Origin of the sequence: Henriciella aquimarina (assembly GCF_002088975.1) — a bacterium.
GTDB lineage: Bacteria > Pseudomonadota > Alphaproteobacteria > Caulobacterales > Hyphomonadaceae > Henriciella > Henriciella aquimarina.
Genome location: NZ_NCST01000103.1, coordinates 20,059 through 36,748 on the forward strand (window position 1 = coordinate 20,059; position 16,690 = coordinate 36,748).

A 16,690-nucleotide genomic window follows, 5' to 3' on the forward strand; every position below is an offset into this window, starting at 1 on the left:
GCCATTGTTCCCGGTCGTGGCGGAACGGCCCGCCTGTGAAGTCTGCCCCGATTCAGCCCGACAAGGCCGCGACAAGGACAAGGATGACAAGCAACTCGGTGGCAGAGATGACCTGCCAGAAGCGCAGCGGATCACGCTCGATCAGCGCAGGAGAGGCCGCGCGCTGCCTGGCAAGCTGACCCGGCCGCGTCATGTCGGCTTCGAATTCGGAGAAAGCCGGAGTGCGTTTTGCCGGGTCCGGCATCAGGGCAGCTTCGAGCGCTGAATCGATAAATGGAGGCAGATCCGGCCGGCGGCGGCGCAGCGAAATATAGCGCCAGGCCGAGAGGGTGTCCGGGATGCGGTTTGCGGCGATATCCCGCTTGTAGGGCAGGGCGCCGGCCAGCATTTCATAGGTCATGCAGGCGAGAGAGAACAGGTCGGCGCGCTGTGTGGCCGGGTCCCCCATGATGTATTCCGGGGCGGAATAGTTGAGCGAGCCTTCACCCGTCCAGCTGCCGTCGGCGCCGGCAACCTCCTCCAGCCCGGCAATCGAGGCCGAGCCGAAGTCGATCAGTGTTACACCGCCCCCGGGGCGGATGATGACATTCTCCGGTTTCAGGTCGCGGTGGATGATGCCTTGCCGGTGTAATGGACGCAGGCCCGCCACCAGATCACGCAGGATGTCCCGCACGGTATTGAGATCCGGCTCTTCATGGTCGTTCATCCACTGGCGAAGTGTCGGTCCTTCGGCTGGGGCGCTGAGAAGGTAGAGAAACCGCGTGTCGCCTGAAGGGAAAGCGCGCAGGACAGATGGGCTGTCGGCGTTCTGGCCGATCCATTCCTCGCGCGCCAGCGCCTCTATGACAGCGCTTTCGTCTTCCCGTTCCGTCGGGGCCTTGAGGACATATACGTCGCCCGTTTCCCTGTGCCGCACGCGGTAGACATAACTTCGAACCCCGGCATGCAGGACCCGCTCCACCGTATAGCCATCGACGGACTGGCCGGCCTTGAGCGGCGGCAAAAAGGCGCGAGCCTTCAGTATCTCGCGGTGCTCATCATGATTGGCTGGCGGCAAGGCATCGACCCGCGCGCACAGCACGGTCAGATTATCTTCTGCGCCAGCCTTGATGGCCGCTTCGCAGAGTTCGCGCGCGAGCATCTCGATATCGCCGCTGGTCTCGTTTTTCTCAAACCATGCCGACAAGGCATCTCCTGGCAGGGCCGAGGGCACACCGTCGCTCATGAGCACGACAATATCGCTGGTCTCAAGGTCCAGTATTTCATAAGTCATGCTGAGATGCGGCTCGGCGCCGAGGGCGGCTGTCAGGACGGCTCCGCCGGTACCCCGCAAGGCATGGTCGCGTGTCAGCTGGGTGAGGTGGCCTCCGCGCCAGAGATAGGCGCGGCTGTCACCTGTATTCACAAGGTGAGCAGTGCGTGAGCGGATGATGAGGCCTGTAAAGGTCGTCGCCATGGCCCCGCTCTCCGAGCGGCCTTGTGCGTGTAGCCAGCCATTGAGCGCGGTAAGGCTGCGCGTGGCTGCCTGTTTTACCGTCCAGCCCGGCGAGGCGGCATAATAATCATCGATGAACTGGGTCACGGCCAGCTGACTGGCCTCGCTTGCTCGCGGGGCCGAACTCAGCCCGTCTGCCACGCAGGCGACGACCCCCTTGAGGCGGCGTTCCCTTGTGTCTTCGGGCTGGCGGGCGGCAAAGGCATCCTCGTTTTCGCCTTTGCCGCCGGCACAGGTGAAGCCGCCCAAGGCGATGCGCAAGCCACTCTGAGTGGCTCTGCCAGGCAGGCCTGGGGGGAGTGCATCAGGGGCGGTTGCCGGTCTCATCTCAGGCCGTGACCGGGATCATGGTGACATTGCCGTCTTCGTCGACCTCGGCCATCTCGCCCTGTGGTTCTTCCAGCAAGAGGGAGCAGCCGACGCCGATGAGGGCGGTGGCGCCAATGACGAGGAAAAAGACCGAGGCCGGAACCATTGAATAGACAACCAGGAAGGTAACGGCGCCAACACTGCCATAGGCGCCTGTCATGCCGGCGATCTGACCGGTCACGCGCCGCTTGATCAGCGGGACCATTGCGAAAACGGCGCCCTCGGCGGCCTGAACGAAGAAGGAGCAGAACATCGCGACCGCTACGGCGAGCGCCACAGGCCAGGCGGCATTGATCATGAACATGAGGAGGTAGCCGACAGCCATGCCGATAGTGAGCACGATCAGGGTGCCCCTTCGTCCGAACCGGTCGGAGATCAGGCCGCCGCTCGCGCGCGAGACAAGGTTCATGAAGGCGTAGGCCGATGCGACCATGCCGGCGAGAACCGGGCTCAGCCCGAAAGTTTCAGCAAAGAAGAGCGGCAGCATGGACACGACAGCCAGTTCCGATCCGAAGCTTGCAAAATACAGGATATTGAGGATGGCGACCTGCTTGAATTTGTAGCGGTGGATGTGTGGCACGGGCTTTTCGAAAACTGGCTTGTTGACCTCCCAGGCTTGCCAGGCTGTGAATAGGTAGTAGCCACCCAGGCCGGTCCAGATGAGAGACTGAGCCGTTTCCGAAATCAGGCCGACATTATTGAGCCGCCAGGCCAGGAGGCCGAGGGCGATCTGAAGAGGCGCCTTCATCACGAGCAGCAGGAAAAAGTCGCCCTTGCTGGTCACTTCCATGCCGCGCGTATGCTTCGATTTGAAATAGCGTGAGCCTTCCGGCGCGTCGGAGACGTTCAGATAATAGATGACTGAATAGATGAGCGCGGCGAGGCCTGTCAGCGCGATGGCGTAGCGCCAGCCTTCATCGCCTCCGAAAAGCAGCGCGATCGATGGCAGGGTGAAAGCCGCGGCCGCTGAGCCGAAATTGCCCCAGCCGCCATAGATGCCTTCAGCTGTGCCAAGTTCACGCGGCGGGAACCATTCGGAGACCATGCGAATGCCGATCACAAAGCCTGCGCCAACACAGCCCAGGGCGAAACGGGCAATGGCGAGCTGGATGAAATTATCGGCGAAGGCGAAGGCGAAGCAGGGAATGGCGGAAAGCGCCAGCAGGGCGGAGTAGACATTTCTTGGCCCGAACCGGTCGGTCAGTGTGCCAATGGCGACCCTGGCGGGAATGGTGAGCGCAACATTCAGAATGAGCAGAGTGGAAATCTCGTCCTTTGAAAGGCCGAAGGTTTCCTTGATGGCGCCGGTCAGTGGCGCGAGGTTGAACCAGATGACGAAGGTCAGGAAAAACGCGATCCAGCTCATATGCAGGATCTTCATTTTCCCTTTGAAAGACAGAAGGTTGAAGCGGTCGGCAGACATGGCGGTCCCCATGGATTTGAAGAACAGTGGGCGGACCCGCACAGGAAGCGACGCATCCGGTTCGCCGGAACGTTTGACGTTGATTGTGCGGGAGGCCACCGTGTCCATCCACGGGGCTATGTGTGCCTCGGTCGCCATTGACCGCAGCATGGAACTTATCATGAACCGTTGTACGGTTTTGAGTTCAAGCCACTCTCATGCACAGATGAAGGTGGATGCCCATGCGCTCATCAAAAAGGCAGTTGGAAGTGGGGTTTGATTAATCTCTAACCGATTTTAAGAGATCCTTGCCGCGTTCGTAGCTGATTTCACTGGAGGCGGTTGGCCTTTAGCCAAAGCCCCTCGGGCCCCAAAAAGTGTGCGTGGGATGTCTACAGCTCTTTGGCCGTGATCCTTCCTGTCTTACGAGAACGTGCCACAACGCTAGTAGCACGTGTCTAGAGCTTGACCCCATTGCCTGCCGCCATAGCGACGATAGAGTCCGCCTTAAGGTGGGTATATCGCTTGAGCATCTTCCAGTCCTTATGACCTGTTACGAGTGCGACCTGCTGGATCTTGAGACCAGCCTCAAAGAGGCGGCTTGTTCCTTCGTGACGAAGGTCATGGAAGTGAAGATCGTCGATCCTCAGCTCGCCGCAGGCCCGGCGGAAAGCGGTCCCGATGGTACGTGGATTATAGGGAAAGATCCTGCCTTTCCGCTCATGATCAAGACGCTGTTCATTGATAAGTGCCCAAGCGTCATACCCGGTAAGGTCGACCAGGGGCACCTGCTGGTGGTTGCCATCCTTCTGTCTCGGATCCTTTCGGTCTCGCACGGTTACGATCCGGCGGCGCATATCCAGATCTTTCCACTCGATGGAGCAGATTTCCGATTGCCGCATCGTTGTTGCAATGGCGAAACGAACAATCCGGCTCATTGGTGCCCGGTAGCGCTGATTGGCATCGAAGAACGCCATCAGCTTGTCGAGTTCTTCCTGGCTCGGCCTACGGTCACGTTCATGGCTTTTTCCGACCAGGCCGAGACGGTTAAGCGCCGCACGGGCAAGATTGACAGCCTCGACCGGCGTTTGGATCCCGTGCACGGCATTGGCGTGGGTAAGGATGGTCTTCAGATAGGATATATCCATACCGATGGTCGCAGGGCCGGCGCCCTTGGTTGCGCGCAGGCGGCCAAATTGCACGATTGTCTCGCGGTCGATCCGATCGATCTGGATATGTCCGATGTCTTGCTTGAGCTTGCCGAGTGAGAAGGACTTCGAACGGCGCAGAGGCTTGCAGGACTCATGCATATCCGCGATGTGGAGGTCGATGAGATCGGAAAGTGTATTGAGATGTTTGGGGCGGGTTTTGGAGACGTTTTCGCCGCGGTCGATGCGGCGTTCCATGTCCACGGCCCATCCGTCAGCATCGCGGCGACGCTTGAAGCTCTTCGAGACATACCGCCCGTTTCGCCGCACTTGGGCCCGCCAGCTTCCGGAGGGAAGTTTTACAATTGTCGCCATTTCGTGTGCGCTCCGTGTGCACAGACAGATCAAAACCGGTACAAGCGTGTGCAAATTGGTCCAAAAAAGTGCACACGTTCTTGTTTTAGCCCTTTGAGGTTACTTAAAAAATGCAAATAAATCAAGTCTATATATTTTCCGTCGCACCCATGATGGACTGGACCGACCGGCATTGCCGGATGTTCCATCGGGCGTTGTCGGACCAGGCGCTGCTCTGGACCGAAATGGTGACGGCCGATGCCGTGATCCATGGCGACCGCGAGCGGCTGATCGGCTATAGCGCCGCGGAGCACCCGGTTGTTCTTCAGCTCGGCGGATCGGATCCGGAGAAACTCGCCGAGGCGAGCCGGATCGCCGAGGATTTCGGCTATGACGAGGTCAATATCAATTGCGGTTGCCCGTCCGACCGGGTCCAGTCCGGCCGGTTCGGCGCATGCCTGATGCAGGAGCCGGAAACCGTCGCCGCCTCAGTGGCCGCGATGCAAAAGGTGGTCTCCATTCCGGTGACGGTGAAGTGCCGTGTGGCTGTCGATGAGGACCCGCCGCGCGAGACCCTGTTCGGTTTTGTCGACACGGTGGCCGATGCCGGCTGCGAGGTCTTCACCGTCCACGCGCGCAAGGCCTGGTTGTCGGGGCTGAGCCCGAAGGAAAACCGCACTGTTCCGCCGCTGGATTATGGCTTGGTGGCCGAGCTGAAGGCCGAACGGCCCGGCCTTGCCATCATTCTCAATGGCGGCATCAAGACGATGAGCGAGGCGGCAGACCATCTGAAAACCTTCGATGGCGTCATGCTGGGGCGGGCCGCCTATCAGACGCCGGCGCTTCTGGCCCATGCCGACCAGCTGATCGAGACCGGCGAGGGCCGCGATGAGGTCGACATGGCAGCTTGTCTCGCTGCTCTGGAGCGCTACCGCCCCTATATGGCCGAGCAGGTGGCGGGCGGCACGAAGCTTTCCTCCATGACGCGTCACATGCTTGGCCTCTTCGCTGGCCAGCCAGGCGCCCGCGCCTGGCGGCGTGTGTTGTCGGAGAAGGCGGTGAAGCCGGGTGCCGGGCTCGACGTGCTCGACGAGGCGCTGGCGCAGGTCGCGCCGGAAGCGGCGCTCGCCTGATGGGAGAGTTTTTTGCCCAATATGGTGTGATGATCGCGTCGCTGGCAGCTGCTGGCGTGGCGGCCGGGATTGCGGCCGGCCTGTTCGGGATCGGGGGCGGGGCGGTTATCGTGCCGGTGCTCTATTTCCTGCTGACCGCGCTCGGCTATGGCGAGACGGCGATGCATGTCGCGGTCGCGACCTCGCTGGCGACGATCATCCTCACCTCGATCCGCTCCGTCATGGCGCATAACCGGCGCGGGGCGGTCGACTGGTCCATCCTTCGCGGCTGGGCGCCCTGGATCATGCTGGGCGCGGTGATCGGCCAGGCTATTGCGGGTTTCATCTCCAAGGAGACGCTAACCTTCATCTTCGGCGGGCTGCTGCTCATTCTGGCCATGCAGCTCTATTTCGGCCGGCCGAGCTGGAAGCTGGCCGATGATCTGCCCAAGGGCGCGCCGCGGGCCGGGCTGGGCAGCGTGCTGGGCGCGCTCTCTGCCATCATGGGGATTGGCGGCGGGACGTTCGGGGTCAGCCTGATGACGGTCTGCGGGCGCCCGATCCACCAAGCCGTGGCGACGGCGGCCGGTTTCGGGGTGGCAATCGGCCTGCCGGGGGCGGCCATGGCGATCGGCAATGGCATTGGCAAGGAAGGCCTGCCGCCATTCTCGGTGGGCCATGTGAACCTGCCGGCCTTTGCCCTGATCTCGCTTTGCACCGTGACCATGGCGCCCGTCGGGGCAGCGCTTGCTCACAAGCTGGATGCCGGCGTGTTGCGGAAGCTGTTCGGAGTCCTGCTCGTGCTGGTGTCGATCCGGATGATCTGGAAGGTTATTGCCGGATGATCAGCCGGTCGCCGCGAAACTCATAGGAATAAAGCTCACGCAGGAAGCTCATGCCGAGCAGGGACTGGGCCAATTCCTCGCGCATGACGACGGCATGGACATTCTCGATCTCGACCTGTCCGATCTTGATCGAGTCGATCACGACATTCGCGCCATATGTCAGCCCGCCGGCGGTGTTGATGCGGGAATCGTAGACGAGCGCATCCATGTCGATGCCCATCTTGCGCGCATCATCTTGGGTCAGCGCGACGGTGCTCGCGCCGGTGTCGACCATGAAGTCCACGCTGGCCTTCCGGTTCACCAGCGTGCGGCCCCAATAGTGGCCATCGTTGCGAATGGAGAGGACGGCCCTGCGGCGACTGTCGGTTTCCTGCGGTGTGACGGCGGCATTGACCGACGCCTCGGGGACGTCTTCCTCGACGAGCTGAAGATCGGCCTTGTCGAGCTTGGGGGCGATGAAGATCGCGACCGCACCGGCGACCGCGCAGGCGCTGAACAGCATGGACCCGATCCGCGCGCTCACGCGACCGGTCCCAGCTTGCCGAGGGCTTTCAGCCGCTCCATGCGCTCATCGAGCTCGGCCATGATGCGGCGGCGCTCCTCGTCGCTGAAGCCGCTCCATCCGCCGATTTCCTGCAGGGTCCGTCCACAGCCGAGGCAGAGACTCGTCTGGCCATCGACGGCGCACACTTTCTTGCAGGGGGTCAGGACGGGTTTCATACGAGACATATTATGGGGACGGCTGCGTTCTATCGCAAAAAATCACGAATCTTTCATTGACTTCAATTGTCGTTTCAGGCGCTTTGCTGACATTCCGGTGAATGGGGTAGGTCCGTGAGCGACGCAGCGTCTTCTGCAACGCCTTTCGATGATGTCCGCGATCTGGCGATGCGCCGCATCGAGCCGGACGAAAAGGATGCGGAGCGTGTCCGCGAGGCACTTCTGGGCATGGGCCGAGAAGGGGATTTCGGCCGGCTCGGTGAAGCGGCCGAGTGGCTCGCGCGCTGGCAAGGGCGTTATCCGCCGCGCATCGAGAATGCGACCCTGGCGCTGTTCGCAGGTGCCCATGGCATCTCCGGCGACCAGGTTTCGCTCTCCAGCGATGACAACACAAAGGCCAAGGTCGAAGACCTGCGGGACGGCAAGGCGCCGCTCTCGGCGATCGCGACGCAGGTCGGGGCAAACATTCGGGTTTTCGAACTGGCCATCGAGCAGCCCACGGCCGATTTCACGGCCGAACCCGCGATGACTGAGCGCGAATGCGCCGCGACGATTGCCTATGGCTTCGAGGCGCTTGAAGGCAATCCGGACCTGCTGGCCCTCGGGGTCATCGGGGCAGGTATTGGCACCTCGGCCGCGGCAGTGGCCTGTGCGCTCTATGGCGGCACGGCGGACTACTGGGTGCGCCCGGGGCCCATGACGCCGAAGGATGTCAGCGGCGCGCGCACCGAAATCGTGAATGCCGCGCTGAGACATCATCGCGGTCATCTGGACGAGCCGCTCGAGGCGCTGCGTTGCGTTGGCGGGCGGGAACTGGCCGCGTGTGTCGGGGCCATCCTGGCGGCGCGCATACAGTCTGTCCCGGTCGTTCTCGATGGCTTCGCAACGACCATCGCAGCTGGTATTGTACATGCCATGAACCCCGATGCGGTGTCGCATGTCCTGCCGGGCCATGTGACGCGGCGCCCGGCGCATGAAGCAGCGCTGGAGCGGATCGGCATGAACCCGCTGCTGTCGTTTGAATTCAATACGGGCGGCGGCATGGGGTCGGCCGCGGCGGTCGGTGTTCTGAAGACGGCTTGCGCCCCGTTTCTGGGCCGTCAGGCGGGTTAAAAAGCAGTCCCAAGCACTGATAGGGTGCGACACTGTTTACGTTGACGTATGCGTCAACTTGCGTTCCCGGCATCATGGGGGCACAAGGGTCACAAGGATAAAACAGATCATCGAGGACCAAGCGCATGAACCTTGAATTTACCCCGGAGGAAGTTGAGTTTCGCAAGGAAGTCAGGGCCTTCATCGAGGAGAATTACCCTGAACATCTGCGCGGCGTTGGCGCGCGCGAAGATCTCGGCAAGGAAGACATGCTGGCCTGGCACCAGATCCTCGGCAAGAAGGGCTGGTCCGTGCCGGCCTGGCCGGAAAAGTATGGCGGCACCGGCTGGACGCCGACCCAGAAATATATCTGGTCTGAAGAGAATGCACGCATGGACACGATCATGCCTCTGCCTTTCGGCGTCTCCATGGTCGGGCCGGTGATCTACACCTTTGGCTCCGAGGAGATGAAAGCCAAGCACCTGCCGGGCATCCGTGACGGCTCTGTGTGGTGGTGCCAGGGCTATTCCGAGCCGGGCGCCGGCTCCGACCTTGCATCGCTCAAGACGACTGCCGTGCGCGATGGCGACCACTATATCCTCAATGGTCAGAAAACCTGGACGACGCTTGCCCAGCATGCCGACTGGGGCTTCTTCCTCTGCCGCACGGACCCGAATGCGGCGAAGCCGCAGGAAGGCATCTCCTTCATCCTGGCCGACATGAACACGTCGGGCATCGAGGTGAAGCCGATCAAGACGATCGATGGCGGCCATGAGGTCAACGAGACCTGGCTGACCGATGTGCGCGTGCCGGTCGAGAACCTCGTCGGTGAAGAGAACAAGGGCTGGACCTATGCCAAGTTCCTGCTCGCGCATGAGCGTTCCGGTATTGCCGGTGTCGCCCGTTCCAAGCGCGGCGTCGAGAAGCTGCGCGCGATTGCGTCGACGGAGCTGCTCGAAGGCAAGCCGCTGATCCGGGATGACGAATTCCTGCGCAAGATCAGCCAGCTCGAGATCGACCTGACCGCGCTTGAGTTCACCGAGCTGCGCACGCTCGCAAGCGAGGCGGCCGGCAAGGGCCCGGGGCCGGAAAGCTCCATCCTCAAGGTGAAGGGCACCGAGATCCAGCAGCGCCTGACGGAGCTGACGCTCGAGGCTGTCGGCCATTACGGTCATCCGTATTTCCGTGGCTTTCCGGAAGACGGGTCGAACGAGTTCCCGATCGGGCCGGACTATGCCCATCAGGCCGCACCGACCTATTTCAACATGCGCAAGACGTCGATCTATGGCGGCTCCAACGAAATTCAGCGCAACATCATCTCCAAGATGATCCTGGGGCTGTAAGGCGATGGTCCGGGGGCTCATCCTGATGCTGGCGATTGTCTCGGCGGCACCGGTGAGCCTCGCGGACACGGTCTTCCGTCCGCCCGCGCCGGGCACGCTCGTGACCTGGAGCTATACGTTCGACAATGACAAGTTCATTCGCGTGAGTGAGGTTGTCGCCTCTGGTGAGGACTTCGTGATCTACGATCCGAACATTCGCATCTCGACAGGCAATGCCAGCGAGTATCTCGTGGAGTTCTCGGGCATCCACGTCCAGACCTGCGACGAGCCCCTGCCGGCAGACGATGACCGGGCGGCGTTGAAGGCCATGTGGCCTTTTGTGCGCGGGGCATCTGCCACGGTGAAGACGGGCCATGCCTCGGTCTACAAGGTCGGCGAACAGCAGAGCTTCGACCTGATCTCCACGACACCTGAGGCAGGCGATGTCTGGGCGGTCGAGGGGCGTTACGGTTCCATCGCGCTCGATCTGAAGGTGTCCCCGGCGCTTGGCATGCCTGTGGAGGTCGCGTGGCGCTCGGGTGGTTCGGGCCACGTCCTGGAAGTGGCCGAGCCGCAAGGCGATGCTGGTGGTGAACGCGACATGATTGGCAATCTTGGAGAGTGCGAGAAACTACTGAACTGAAAAAGCGGAGTTGCCGCGCCGTCAGGCATTGCCCTGCGGCCCGGTTCCGAGCTCAAAGACAGTAAGGCAAAGAAGGCTGCAAGGGGTGCGTCCGCCTGTGGCGACTTGGGAGAGATAACACAATGGATTTCAGTTTTTCCGAAGAGCAGACGATGATCCGCGACAGCCTCGCCAGGCTGCTGCGGGATCAGTATGATTTCGACACCCGCCGCAAGGTTGTCGAGAGCGAAGCCGGATGGCGTCCGGAGATGTGGCAGCAATTCGCCGAGCTCGGCCTGCTAGCCGCGCCGTTCTCCGAAGAGGATGGCGGCCTCGGCGGCGATGCGGTCGATTCCATGGTCATCATGGAAGAGTTCGGCAAGGCGCTGGTCGTCGAGCCCTATATTCCGACCATCATCTGCGCCGGTGGCTTCCTGAAGCATGCCGGCACACCGGCCCAGAAGGAAGAGCACCTCAACGCCATCATCGGCGGTGAGAGCGTCTTTGCCTTCGCCTATGCCGAGCCGCGCGGGCGCTATGACCTGGCTGATCTCGAAACCACGGCGAAAAAGGAAGGCGACAGCTATGTCCTTAACGGCCACAAGGCTGTTGTCATCGCGGCACCATGGGCGAGCCACCTGGTCGTGACGGCCCGGACCTCAGGCGAGCGCCGTGACCGTGACGGGATCTCGGTCTTCATCGTCAAGAAGGATGCTGACGGCATCACCACGCGCGACTATCCCACCGTTGATGGCCGCCGCGCCTCGGAAGTCTATTTCGAGAATGTCTCGGTGCCGGCCGACGGCCTGATCGGCGAAGAAGGCAAGGCGCTGCCGCTCATCGAGCGGGTCGTGGACGAGGCCACTGCGGCCGTCTGTGCCGAAGCGATGGGCGCCATGGGCGTCGCGCATCAGATGACCGTCGAATACTCCCAGCAGCGCAAGCAGTTCGGCGTGGCAATCGGCAAGTTCCAGGTGCTCCAGCACCGCATGGTCGACATGTTCATGGAGCATGAGCAGTCCATCTCCATGACCTATATGGCAACGCTGAAGCTCGACGAGGACGAAGAGACCCGCAAGAAGGCGGTCTCGGCGGCCAAGGTCCGCATCGGCCAGGGCGGCCGGTTCGTCGGCCAGGAAGCCGTGCAGATTCATGGCGGTATGGGCATGACGGATGAGCTGGCCGTTGGCCACTATTTCAAGCGCATGACCATGATCGACAGCGAGTTCGGCAATGTCGACTATCACATGCGCCGCTACACCCGGCTGACCGGCGAGCCGGCCAAGGTCGCCGCCGAGTAGGTCACCGTCTCCCGTCATTGACGAAGGCCCCCGTCCTGCCATGCTGCCGGGCGGGGGTTTTGTCTGGAAGGAAGCTCATGTTCGCAAGACTTGGCGGCGCTGCTCTCATCTTTGTCTCCGTTGTAGGGATGCAGGCACAGGCGCAGCAAGACGCTGCCGAGCGGGCCGGCCCCTGCAAGGCTGCGCCGTATCATGCCTTCGACTTCTGGATCGGCGACTGGCGGGTGACAGACCCGGCCGGTGAGTTTGCCGGGACCAACACGGTCACGCGTGAGGAGGAGGGCTGCCTTCTGGTCGAGCACTGGACGAGTGCCCGGGGCACGACAGGCCAGAGCTATAATTACTACGATCCGGGCAAGGGCGTTTGGCGCCAGATCTGGGTCAGCCCCAGTGCCGTCATCGATTATGAAGGCGGGCCGAACCAGGTCGGCGACATGATCCTCAAAGGCACGATCAAATACCGCAATGGCCGCTCGCACCCCTTCCGCGGGACGTGGACGGAGAATGAGGATGGCTCCGTCACCCAGCATTTCGAGGAGTACGATCCTGAAGGGGAACGCTGGGAAGACTGGTTCATCGGTACCTATCGCCGCAAATAGCGGGCTCGACACGAGGGGGTAGGGGCTGTCATAGACCTCTGCGCCCAACAACACGATCAAAGCGGAGGCCTTGCCCCATGTCCGTCATCAAACTCGAAAAATCCGGTCCGATCGCGACGCTCACGCTGACGCGCCCGGACATGATGAATGCGCTCGGCCAGGAAGGCGACGGGCCGTCGGTCGTGGCTGCCTGCGCCGAGATCGAGGCAGATCCGGACATTCGCGTGGCCGTGCTGACGGGGGAAGGTCGGGCCTTCTCGGCCGGCGGTGATGTGAAGGCGATGCGCGACAAGACGGGCGCCTTCGGCGGCAGCCCGAACGACATCCGCAATGGCTATCGCCGCAACATCCACATGATCGTGAAGTCGCTCTACAATCTGGAAACCCCGCTCATCGCGGCGGTGAATGGTGCGGCGATCGGGCTCGGCTGTGACGTTGCCTGCATGGCCGATGTGCGGATCGCGTCCGACAAGGCGAAGTTTGGCGTGACCTTCCTGAAACTGGGGCTCATCCCCGGCGATGGCGGGGCCTGGCTGCTGCCGCGTATCATCGGCAGTTCCCGCGCCGCCCAGCTGCTCTTCACCGGTGATGTCATCGATGCAGAGAAGGCGAAGGAGTGGGGGCTCGTTTCCGAGGTTGTGCCCGGGGATACGCTGATGGATGAGACGATGGCGCTTGCCGAACGCATTGCCGGCCAGCCGCCGCAGGCGCTTCGCCTTGCCAAGACATTGCTGCGCCATGGCCAGAACGCGCCTTATGATACGATCATGGAGCTTTCGGCCGCCTCGCAGGCCCTGATGCATGAGACCGACGACCACATGGAAGGCGTCCAGGCGATCCTGGAAAAGCGCGCCCCGAAATTCGACGGCAAGTAACACACCGGCCCCACCATCCATAATCTTATTCCAACGACGCCCGCCGTGACGTCATGGCTTGTGCGATGGCCATGGGCGATTATTGTCATGTGAAATATATTGAGCATCTATTCGGGGAGAAGAGCATGATTGGTGTCGTCGCAAAGCTGAAGGTGGCCGAGGGCAAGAACGCGGAGTTCGAGGAGATCGGCAAGGATCTGATGGCCAAGGTGAAAGCCAATGAGGCCGGCACGCTGACCTACCAGCTCTACCAGTCCAAAGCCGACCCGCAGACCTATATCTTCATGGAACAGTACGCCAATGAAGACGCGCTCAAGGCGCATGGCGCGACCGATTATTTCAAGGAAGCCGGCGCCAAGCTTGGCGGTTGCCTCGCCGGGCGCCCGGACATCGAGTATTACGACATCGTGGAATAGCGAGCAGGCCAGGATGGCCGAGGCTCCATGACCACGCGCAGAACCCCTGGACTGGCAACACGGATTGCCTTCGGCGTCGGCGGCGCCGCTGAGGGCATAAAGAATAACGGCTTCGATTATTTCCTGCTGTTCTTCTATAGCCAGATCCTCGGGGTTCCCGCCCATCTGGTAGGGCTGGTCCTTATCCTCGCCCTGATCGTCGATGCGGTATCAGACCCGGTCGTCGGCTACTGGTCGGACAATCTGCGCACACCGTTCGGGCGACGCCATCCCTTCATGTATGGTGCGCTGATCCCGGTGGCGGTGGCCTATTTCCTGACCTGGAACCCGCCGGATGGTCTGGCCGGCAGTGCCCTCTTCCCATGGCTTCTGGCCATGACCATCCTGGTGCGTCTCGGCTTCACCTTCTACGAGGTGCCGAGCACGGCACTCGCCGCGGAGCTGACGCAGGACTATGACGCCCGCACGTCGCTGATGTCGTTCCGCTACTTCTTCGCCTGGTTCGGCGGGCTGTCGGTCCAGATCCTGCTCTTGTGGTTCCTGTTGCAGGACGATTTCACCAATTTGGCAGGCTGGAACACCTATGGGCTGATGGCGGCAGGCCTGATCTTCCTGGCCGTGCTGATCTGCGCAGGCGGCACGCATCGGCATATTCCCCACCTCAAGGCACCGCCGGCACCGCGTAACCTGACGATCACGAAGATATTCGGCGAGATTGTCGAGACCGTCTCCAACCGCTCCTTCCGGGCGCTTTTCCTGGCGACGCTGTTCGGGCTTATCGCGACCGGCATTTCCGCAACCCTGAACCAGTACATCAATTCCATCTTCTGGGGATTCAGCCCGAAACAGATCGCCGGGCTGACCATGGGGGTCTATCTCTCGGCCGTCCTCGCGCTGATCGTGGCGCCTATGGCCGGCAGGCTCTTCGGCAAGAAGAGGGGCGCGATCGGGATTGGCCTGCTGGCTTTTACGCTGGCGCCGGCGCCGGTCATCCTGCGCCTGTTCGGCCTGCTGCCGCCCAACGGGACCGAGCTGCTCTACATCATCGTGCTCTGTGTTACCGTCTTCGATGTGGCGCTAATCATTGCCTATCAGATGCTCGCCGCGTCCATGGTGGCCGACATTGTCGAGGACAGTGAAATCCAGACCGGTCGCCGCTCGGAAGGGATCTTCTTTGCCGGGATCAGCTTCATCCGGAAGCTGTCCCAGGGCGCTGGCGTGCTGACCGCTTCGCTGGTCCTGTCGGTTGCCGGGATCGTGGCGGGGGCGGCCCCGGATCTCGTTGCCGAGGATTCCACGCGCATGCTCGGCATCGGTTATGCCAGTGGCCTGCTCGTCTCATGGACACTGATGCTGGTCTGTATCAGCTTCTACAGGATCAGCCGGGAAAGCCATGAGGCCAATCTCTCGCAACTGCGGGCCCTTGAAAGTTCTGAGGAAATGGGGCCGGGCAGCAGCCTCTAGCTTTCTGAATTGTCATGTCCTGCCCGATTGCGCTCATGAGCACGCCGCAATAGAGCCATTTTCATGATGCAATACAACACGATGACCCGACATGTTTCGAAATTGCTTCTGGCAAGCGTGCTGGCCGTGCTCGCCCTGCTGGCGATTGTCGTAAGCCCGCTCTTCCCGGCAGGGGCCGCAGGCGCTCAGGAGGCCCCGGCAACGACGCAGGAGGCCAACTTCTTTACCGGGGAAAAGCGTGTCCCGCGTAGCCAGGCGGAGATCGAGCTGTCCTATGCGCCGCTCGTCAAAGAGGTCTCGCCGTCGGTGGTCAATGTGTATTCCCGCAAGGTGGTCCGTCAGAGGGCTTCGCCCTTCGCGAACGATCCGGTTTTCCGGCAATTCTTCGGGCAGCCGAGCGAACAGGTCCAGAACTCGCTGGGCTCCGGTGTCATTGTGTCCGAGGACGGCGTCATCGTGACCAACAATCATGTCGTCAACGGCGCCGATGAACTGCTTGTCGTGCTGTCGGACCGGCGCGAGTATGAAGCGGAACTCATCCTCGCCGATGAGCGCACGGACTTGGCCGTGCTGCGCATCGATACCGAAGGCGAGCCGCTGCCGACCATCGCCTATGCCGATACGCGCGATACCGAGGTCGGCGACATCGTCCTGGCCATCGGCAACCCGTTTGGCGTCGGCCAGACGGTGACGACAGGCATCATCTCCGCGACCGCGCGTACCGATGTCGGCGTGTCGGACTATTCCTTCTTCCTGCAGACCGATGCGGCGGTGAACCCGGGCAATTCCGGCGGGGCTCTGGTGAATACACGCGGCGAGCTGGTCGGCATCAACTCCGCTATCTTCTCCCGCTCCGGCGGTTCTAACGGCATCGGCTTCGCCATCCCGGCGGAAATGGTGAAACGCGTTGTCGACGCTGCCGTGAATGAAGGCCGGATCGTACGGCCCTGGCTTGGTCTCAAGGCCCAGTCGGTCACCTATGACATCGCCAAGGCGCAAGGGCTCGACCGCCCGCTGGGCGTGATGGTCACCGAAGTCTTCGATGACGGCCCCGCCGATGAGGCTGGCCTGAAGCGTGGGGACCTGGTGACCGAGATCGACGGGCGCGAAGTGTTCGATGAGAAGGGCTTGAAATTCCTCGCCGCGACACGCTCGCCTGGCGAGAGGTCGACGCTCAAGGTGCTGCGCGGCGGCAATTATGAAGAGGTCGCGGTGACGCTTGCGCCGCCGCCTGGCGCGACCAAGGCCGAGCTGGAACTGCTGGAAGGCAAGAACCCGTTTTCCGGCGCGGAAGTCGCCGAACTCTCCCCGCGTCTCGCCGAGGAAATGGGACGCGACCCGTTCCAGTCGGGCGTGCTGGTCACGCGCATCCTGCGCCGGGCCTATGCCTGGCAGGTGGTGCGTCCGGGCGATCTCATCCTGTCGGTGAACGATGCCTCGATCGAAACGCTCAAGGATCTCAAGGAGGCGCTCGAGGCGGACACATCGACCTGGAAAATCGAGATCGACCGCAATGGCCGCCGCATCAGCGGGACGGTGCGACTCTGATTCTCG

Annotated in this window: 17 protein-coding genes; 12 read left to right on the plus strand and 5 right to left on the minus strand. The window is 62.0% G+C overall.

Features of this window, described 5'->3' with window-relative positions:
* Nucleotides 1–52 precede the first annotated feature (52 nt).
* Nucleotides 53–1,756: a bifunctional protein-serine/threonine kinase/phosphatase gene (locus B8784_RS15630; protein ID WP_158085706.1), complete on the minus strand. Its 1,704-nt coding sequence runs from the start codon at nucleotides 1,754–1,756 to the stop codon at nucleotides 53–55.
* A 67-nt stretch (nucleotides 1,757–1,823) separates the two neighbouring features.
* A complete protein-coding gene (locus B8784_RS15635; RefSeq protein ID WP_084398920.1) occupies nucleotides 1,824–3,287 on the minus strand; it encodes a NarK family nitrate/nitrite MFS transporter in 1,464 nt (487 codons plus the stop codon).
* A 10-nt stretch (nucleotides 3,288–3,297) separates the two neighbouring features.
* On the opposite strand from B8784_RS15635, the gene B8784_RS21770 reads away from it, so the two are divergent.
* Nucleotides 3,298–3,546 carry a hypothetical protein gene (locus tag B8784_RS21770; RefSeq protein WP_169712628.1) on the plus strand — a complete coding sequence of 83 codons (249 nt, stop codon included), beginning with the start codon at nucleotides 3,298–3,300 and terminating at the stop codon, nucleotides 3,544–3,546.
* A 178-nt stretch (nucleotides 3,547–3,724) separates the two neighbouring features.
* On the opposite strand, the gene B8784_RS15640 is transcribed toward B8784_RS21770, so the two are convergent.
* Entirely contained in the window at nucleotides 3,725–4,672 is a 948-nt protein-coding gene (locus B8784_RS15640) for a site-specific integrase (protein WP_233356183.1), read from the minus strand.
* A gap of 227 nt (nucleotides 4,673–4,899) precedes the next feature.
* On the opposite strand from B8784_RS15640, the gene dusA reads away from it, so the two are divergent.
* Both dusA and B8784_RS15650 read left to right on the plus strand, forming a co-directional pair.
* Nucleotides 4,900–5,901 carry a tRNA dihydrouridine(20/20a) synthase DusA gene (gene dusA, locus B8784_RS15645; RefSeq protein ID WP_084398845.1) on the plus strand — a complete coding sequence of 334 codons (1,002 nt, stop codon included), beginning with the start codon at nucleotides 4,900–4,902 and terminating at the stop codon, nucleotides 5,899–5,901.
* Nucleotides 5,901–6,725, plus strand: coding sequence for a sulfite exporter TauE/SafE family protein (locus B8784_RS15650; RefSeq protein WP_084398846.1), 825 nt, complete (start codon nucleotides 5,901–5,903; stop codon nucleotides 6,723–6,725). Before dusA ends, B8784_RS15650 begins: the two co-directional genes overlap by 1 nt.
* Here the strand turns inward: B8784_RS15650 and B8784_RS15655 are convergent.
* Both B8784_RS15655 and B8784_RS15660 read right to left on the minus strand, forming a co-directional pair.
* Complete coding sequence (locus B8784_RS15655; RefSeq protein WP_143435564.1) at nucleotides 6,712–7,248, minus strand: retropepsin-like aspartic protease family protein; 537 nt, start codon at nucleotides 7,246–7,248, stop codon at nucleotides 6,712–6,714. The genes B8784_RS15650 and B8784_RS15655 overlap by 14 nt on opposite strands.
* On the minus strand, nucleotides 7,245–7,445 hold the full coding sequence (locus B8784_RS15660; protein WP_233356185.1) for a DUF1289 domain-containing protein: 201 nt from the start codon (nucleotides 7,443–7,445) through the stop codon (nucleotides 7,245–7,247). Before B8784_RS15660 ends, B8784_RS15655 begins: the two co-directional genes overlap by 4 nt.
* A 114-nt stretch (nucleotides 7,446–7,559) precedes the next feature.
* Here B8784_RS15660 and B8784_RS15665 point away from each other — a divergent pair, with 114 nt between their 5' ends.
* The 9 genes from B8784_RS15665 to B8784_RS15705 all read left to right on the plus strand — a co-directional run bounded on the left by B8784_RS15665 (nucleotide 7,560) and on the right by B8784_RS15705 (nucleotide 16,684).
* Nucleotides 7,560–8,558, plus strand: a complete 999-nt coding sequence (locus B8784_RS15665; RefSeq protein ID WP_233356186.1) for a nicotinate-nucleotide--dimethylbenzimidazole phosphoribosyltransferase — start codon at nucleotides 7,560–7,562, stop codon at nucleotides 8,556–8,558.
* Between the two features lie 125 nt (nucleotides 8,559–8,683).
* The gene (locus B8784_RS15670) at nucleotides 8,684–9,880 is read left to right on the plus strand and encodes an acyl-CoA dehydrogenase family protein (RefSeq protein WP_084398849.1); all 1,197 of its coding nucleotides are present in this window, start codon (nucleotides 8,684–8,686) and stop codon (nucleotides 9,878–9,880) included.
* Nucleotides 9,881–9,884: 4 nt separating this feature from the next.
* Nucleotides 9,885–10,502 (plus strand): hypothetical protein, encoded by a 618-nt coding sequence (locus B8784_RS15675; RefSeq protein WP_084398850.1) that lies wholly within the window; start codon nucleotides 9,885–9,887, stop codon nucleotides 10,500–10,502.
* Between the two features lie 122 nt (nucleotides 10,503–10,624).
* On the plus strand, nucleotides 10,625–11,782 hold the full coding sequence (locus tag B8784_RS15680; RefSeq protein ID WP_084398851.1) for an acyl-CoA dehydrogenase family protein: 1,158 nt from the start codon (nucleotides 10,625–10,627) through the stop codon (nucleotides 11,780–11,782).
* A 77-nt stretch (nucleotides 11,783–11,859) separates the two neighbouring features.
* Nucleotides 11,860–12,381: a hypothetical protein gene (locus tag B8784_RS15685; RefSeq protein ID WP_084398852.1), complete on the plus strand. Its 522-nt coding sequence runs from the start codon at nucleotides 11,860–11,862 to the stop codon at nucleotides 12,379–12,381.
* Between the two features lie 77 nt (nucleotides 12,382–12,458).
* Complete coding sequence (locus B8784_RS15690) at nucleotides 12,459–13,256, plus strand: crotonase/enoyl-CoA hydratase family protein (protein ID WP_084398853.1); 798 nt, start codon at nucleotides 12,459–12,461, stop codon at nucleotides 13,254–13,256.
* Nucleotides 13,257–13,381: 125 nt separating this feature from the next.
* Nucleotides 13,382–13,672, plus strand: coding sequence for a putative quinol monooxygenase (locus B8784_RS15695; protein ID WP_084398922.1), 291 nt, complete (start codon nucleotides 13,382–13,384; stop codon nucleotides 13,670–13,672).
* A 27-nt stretch (nucleotides 13,673–13,699) separates the two neighbouring features.
* Nucleotides 13,700–15,136 (plus strand): MFS transporter, encoded by a 1,437-nt coding sequence (locus tag B8784_RS15700; RefSeq protein WP_084398854.1) that lies wholly within the window; start codon nucleotides 13,700–13,702, stop codon nucleotides 15,134–15,136.
* A 66-nt stretch (nucleotides 15,137–15,202) separates the two neighbouring features.
* Complete coding sequence (locus tag B8784_RS15705; protein ID WP_407646490.1) at nucleotides 15,203–16,684, plus strand: DegQ family serine endoprotease; 1,482 nt, start codon at nucleotides 15,203–15,205, stop codon at nucleotides 16,682–16,684.
* Nucleotides 16,685–16,690: the final 6 nt, after the last annotated feature.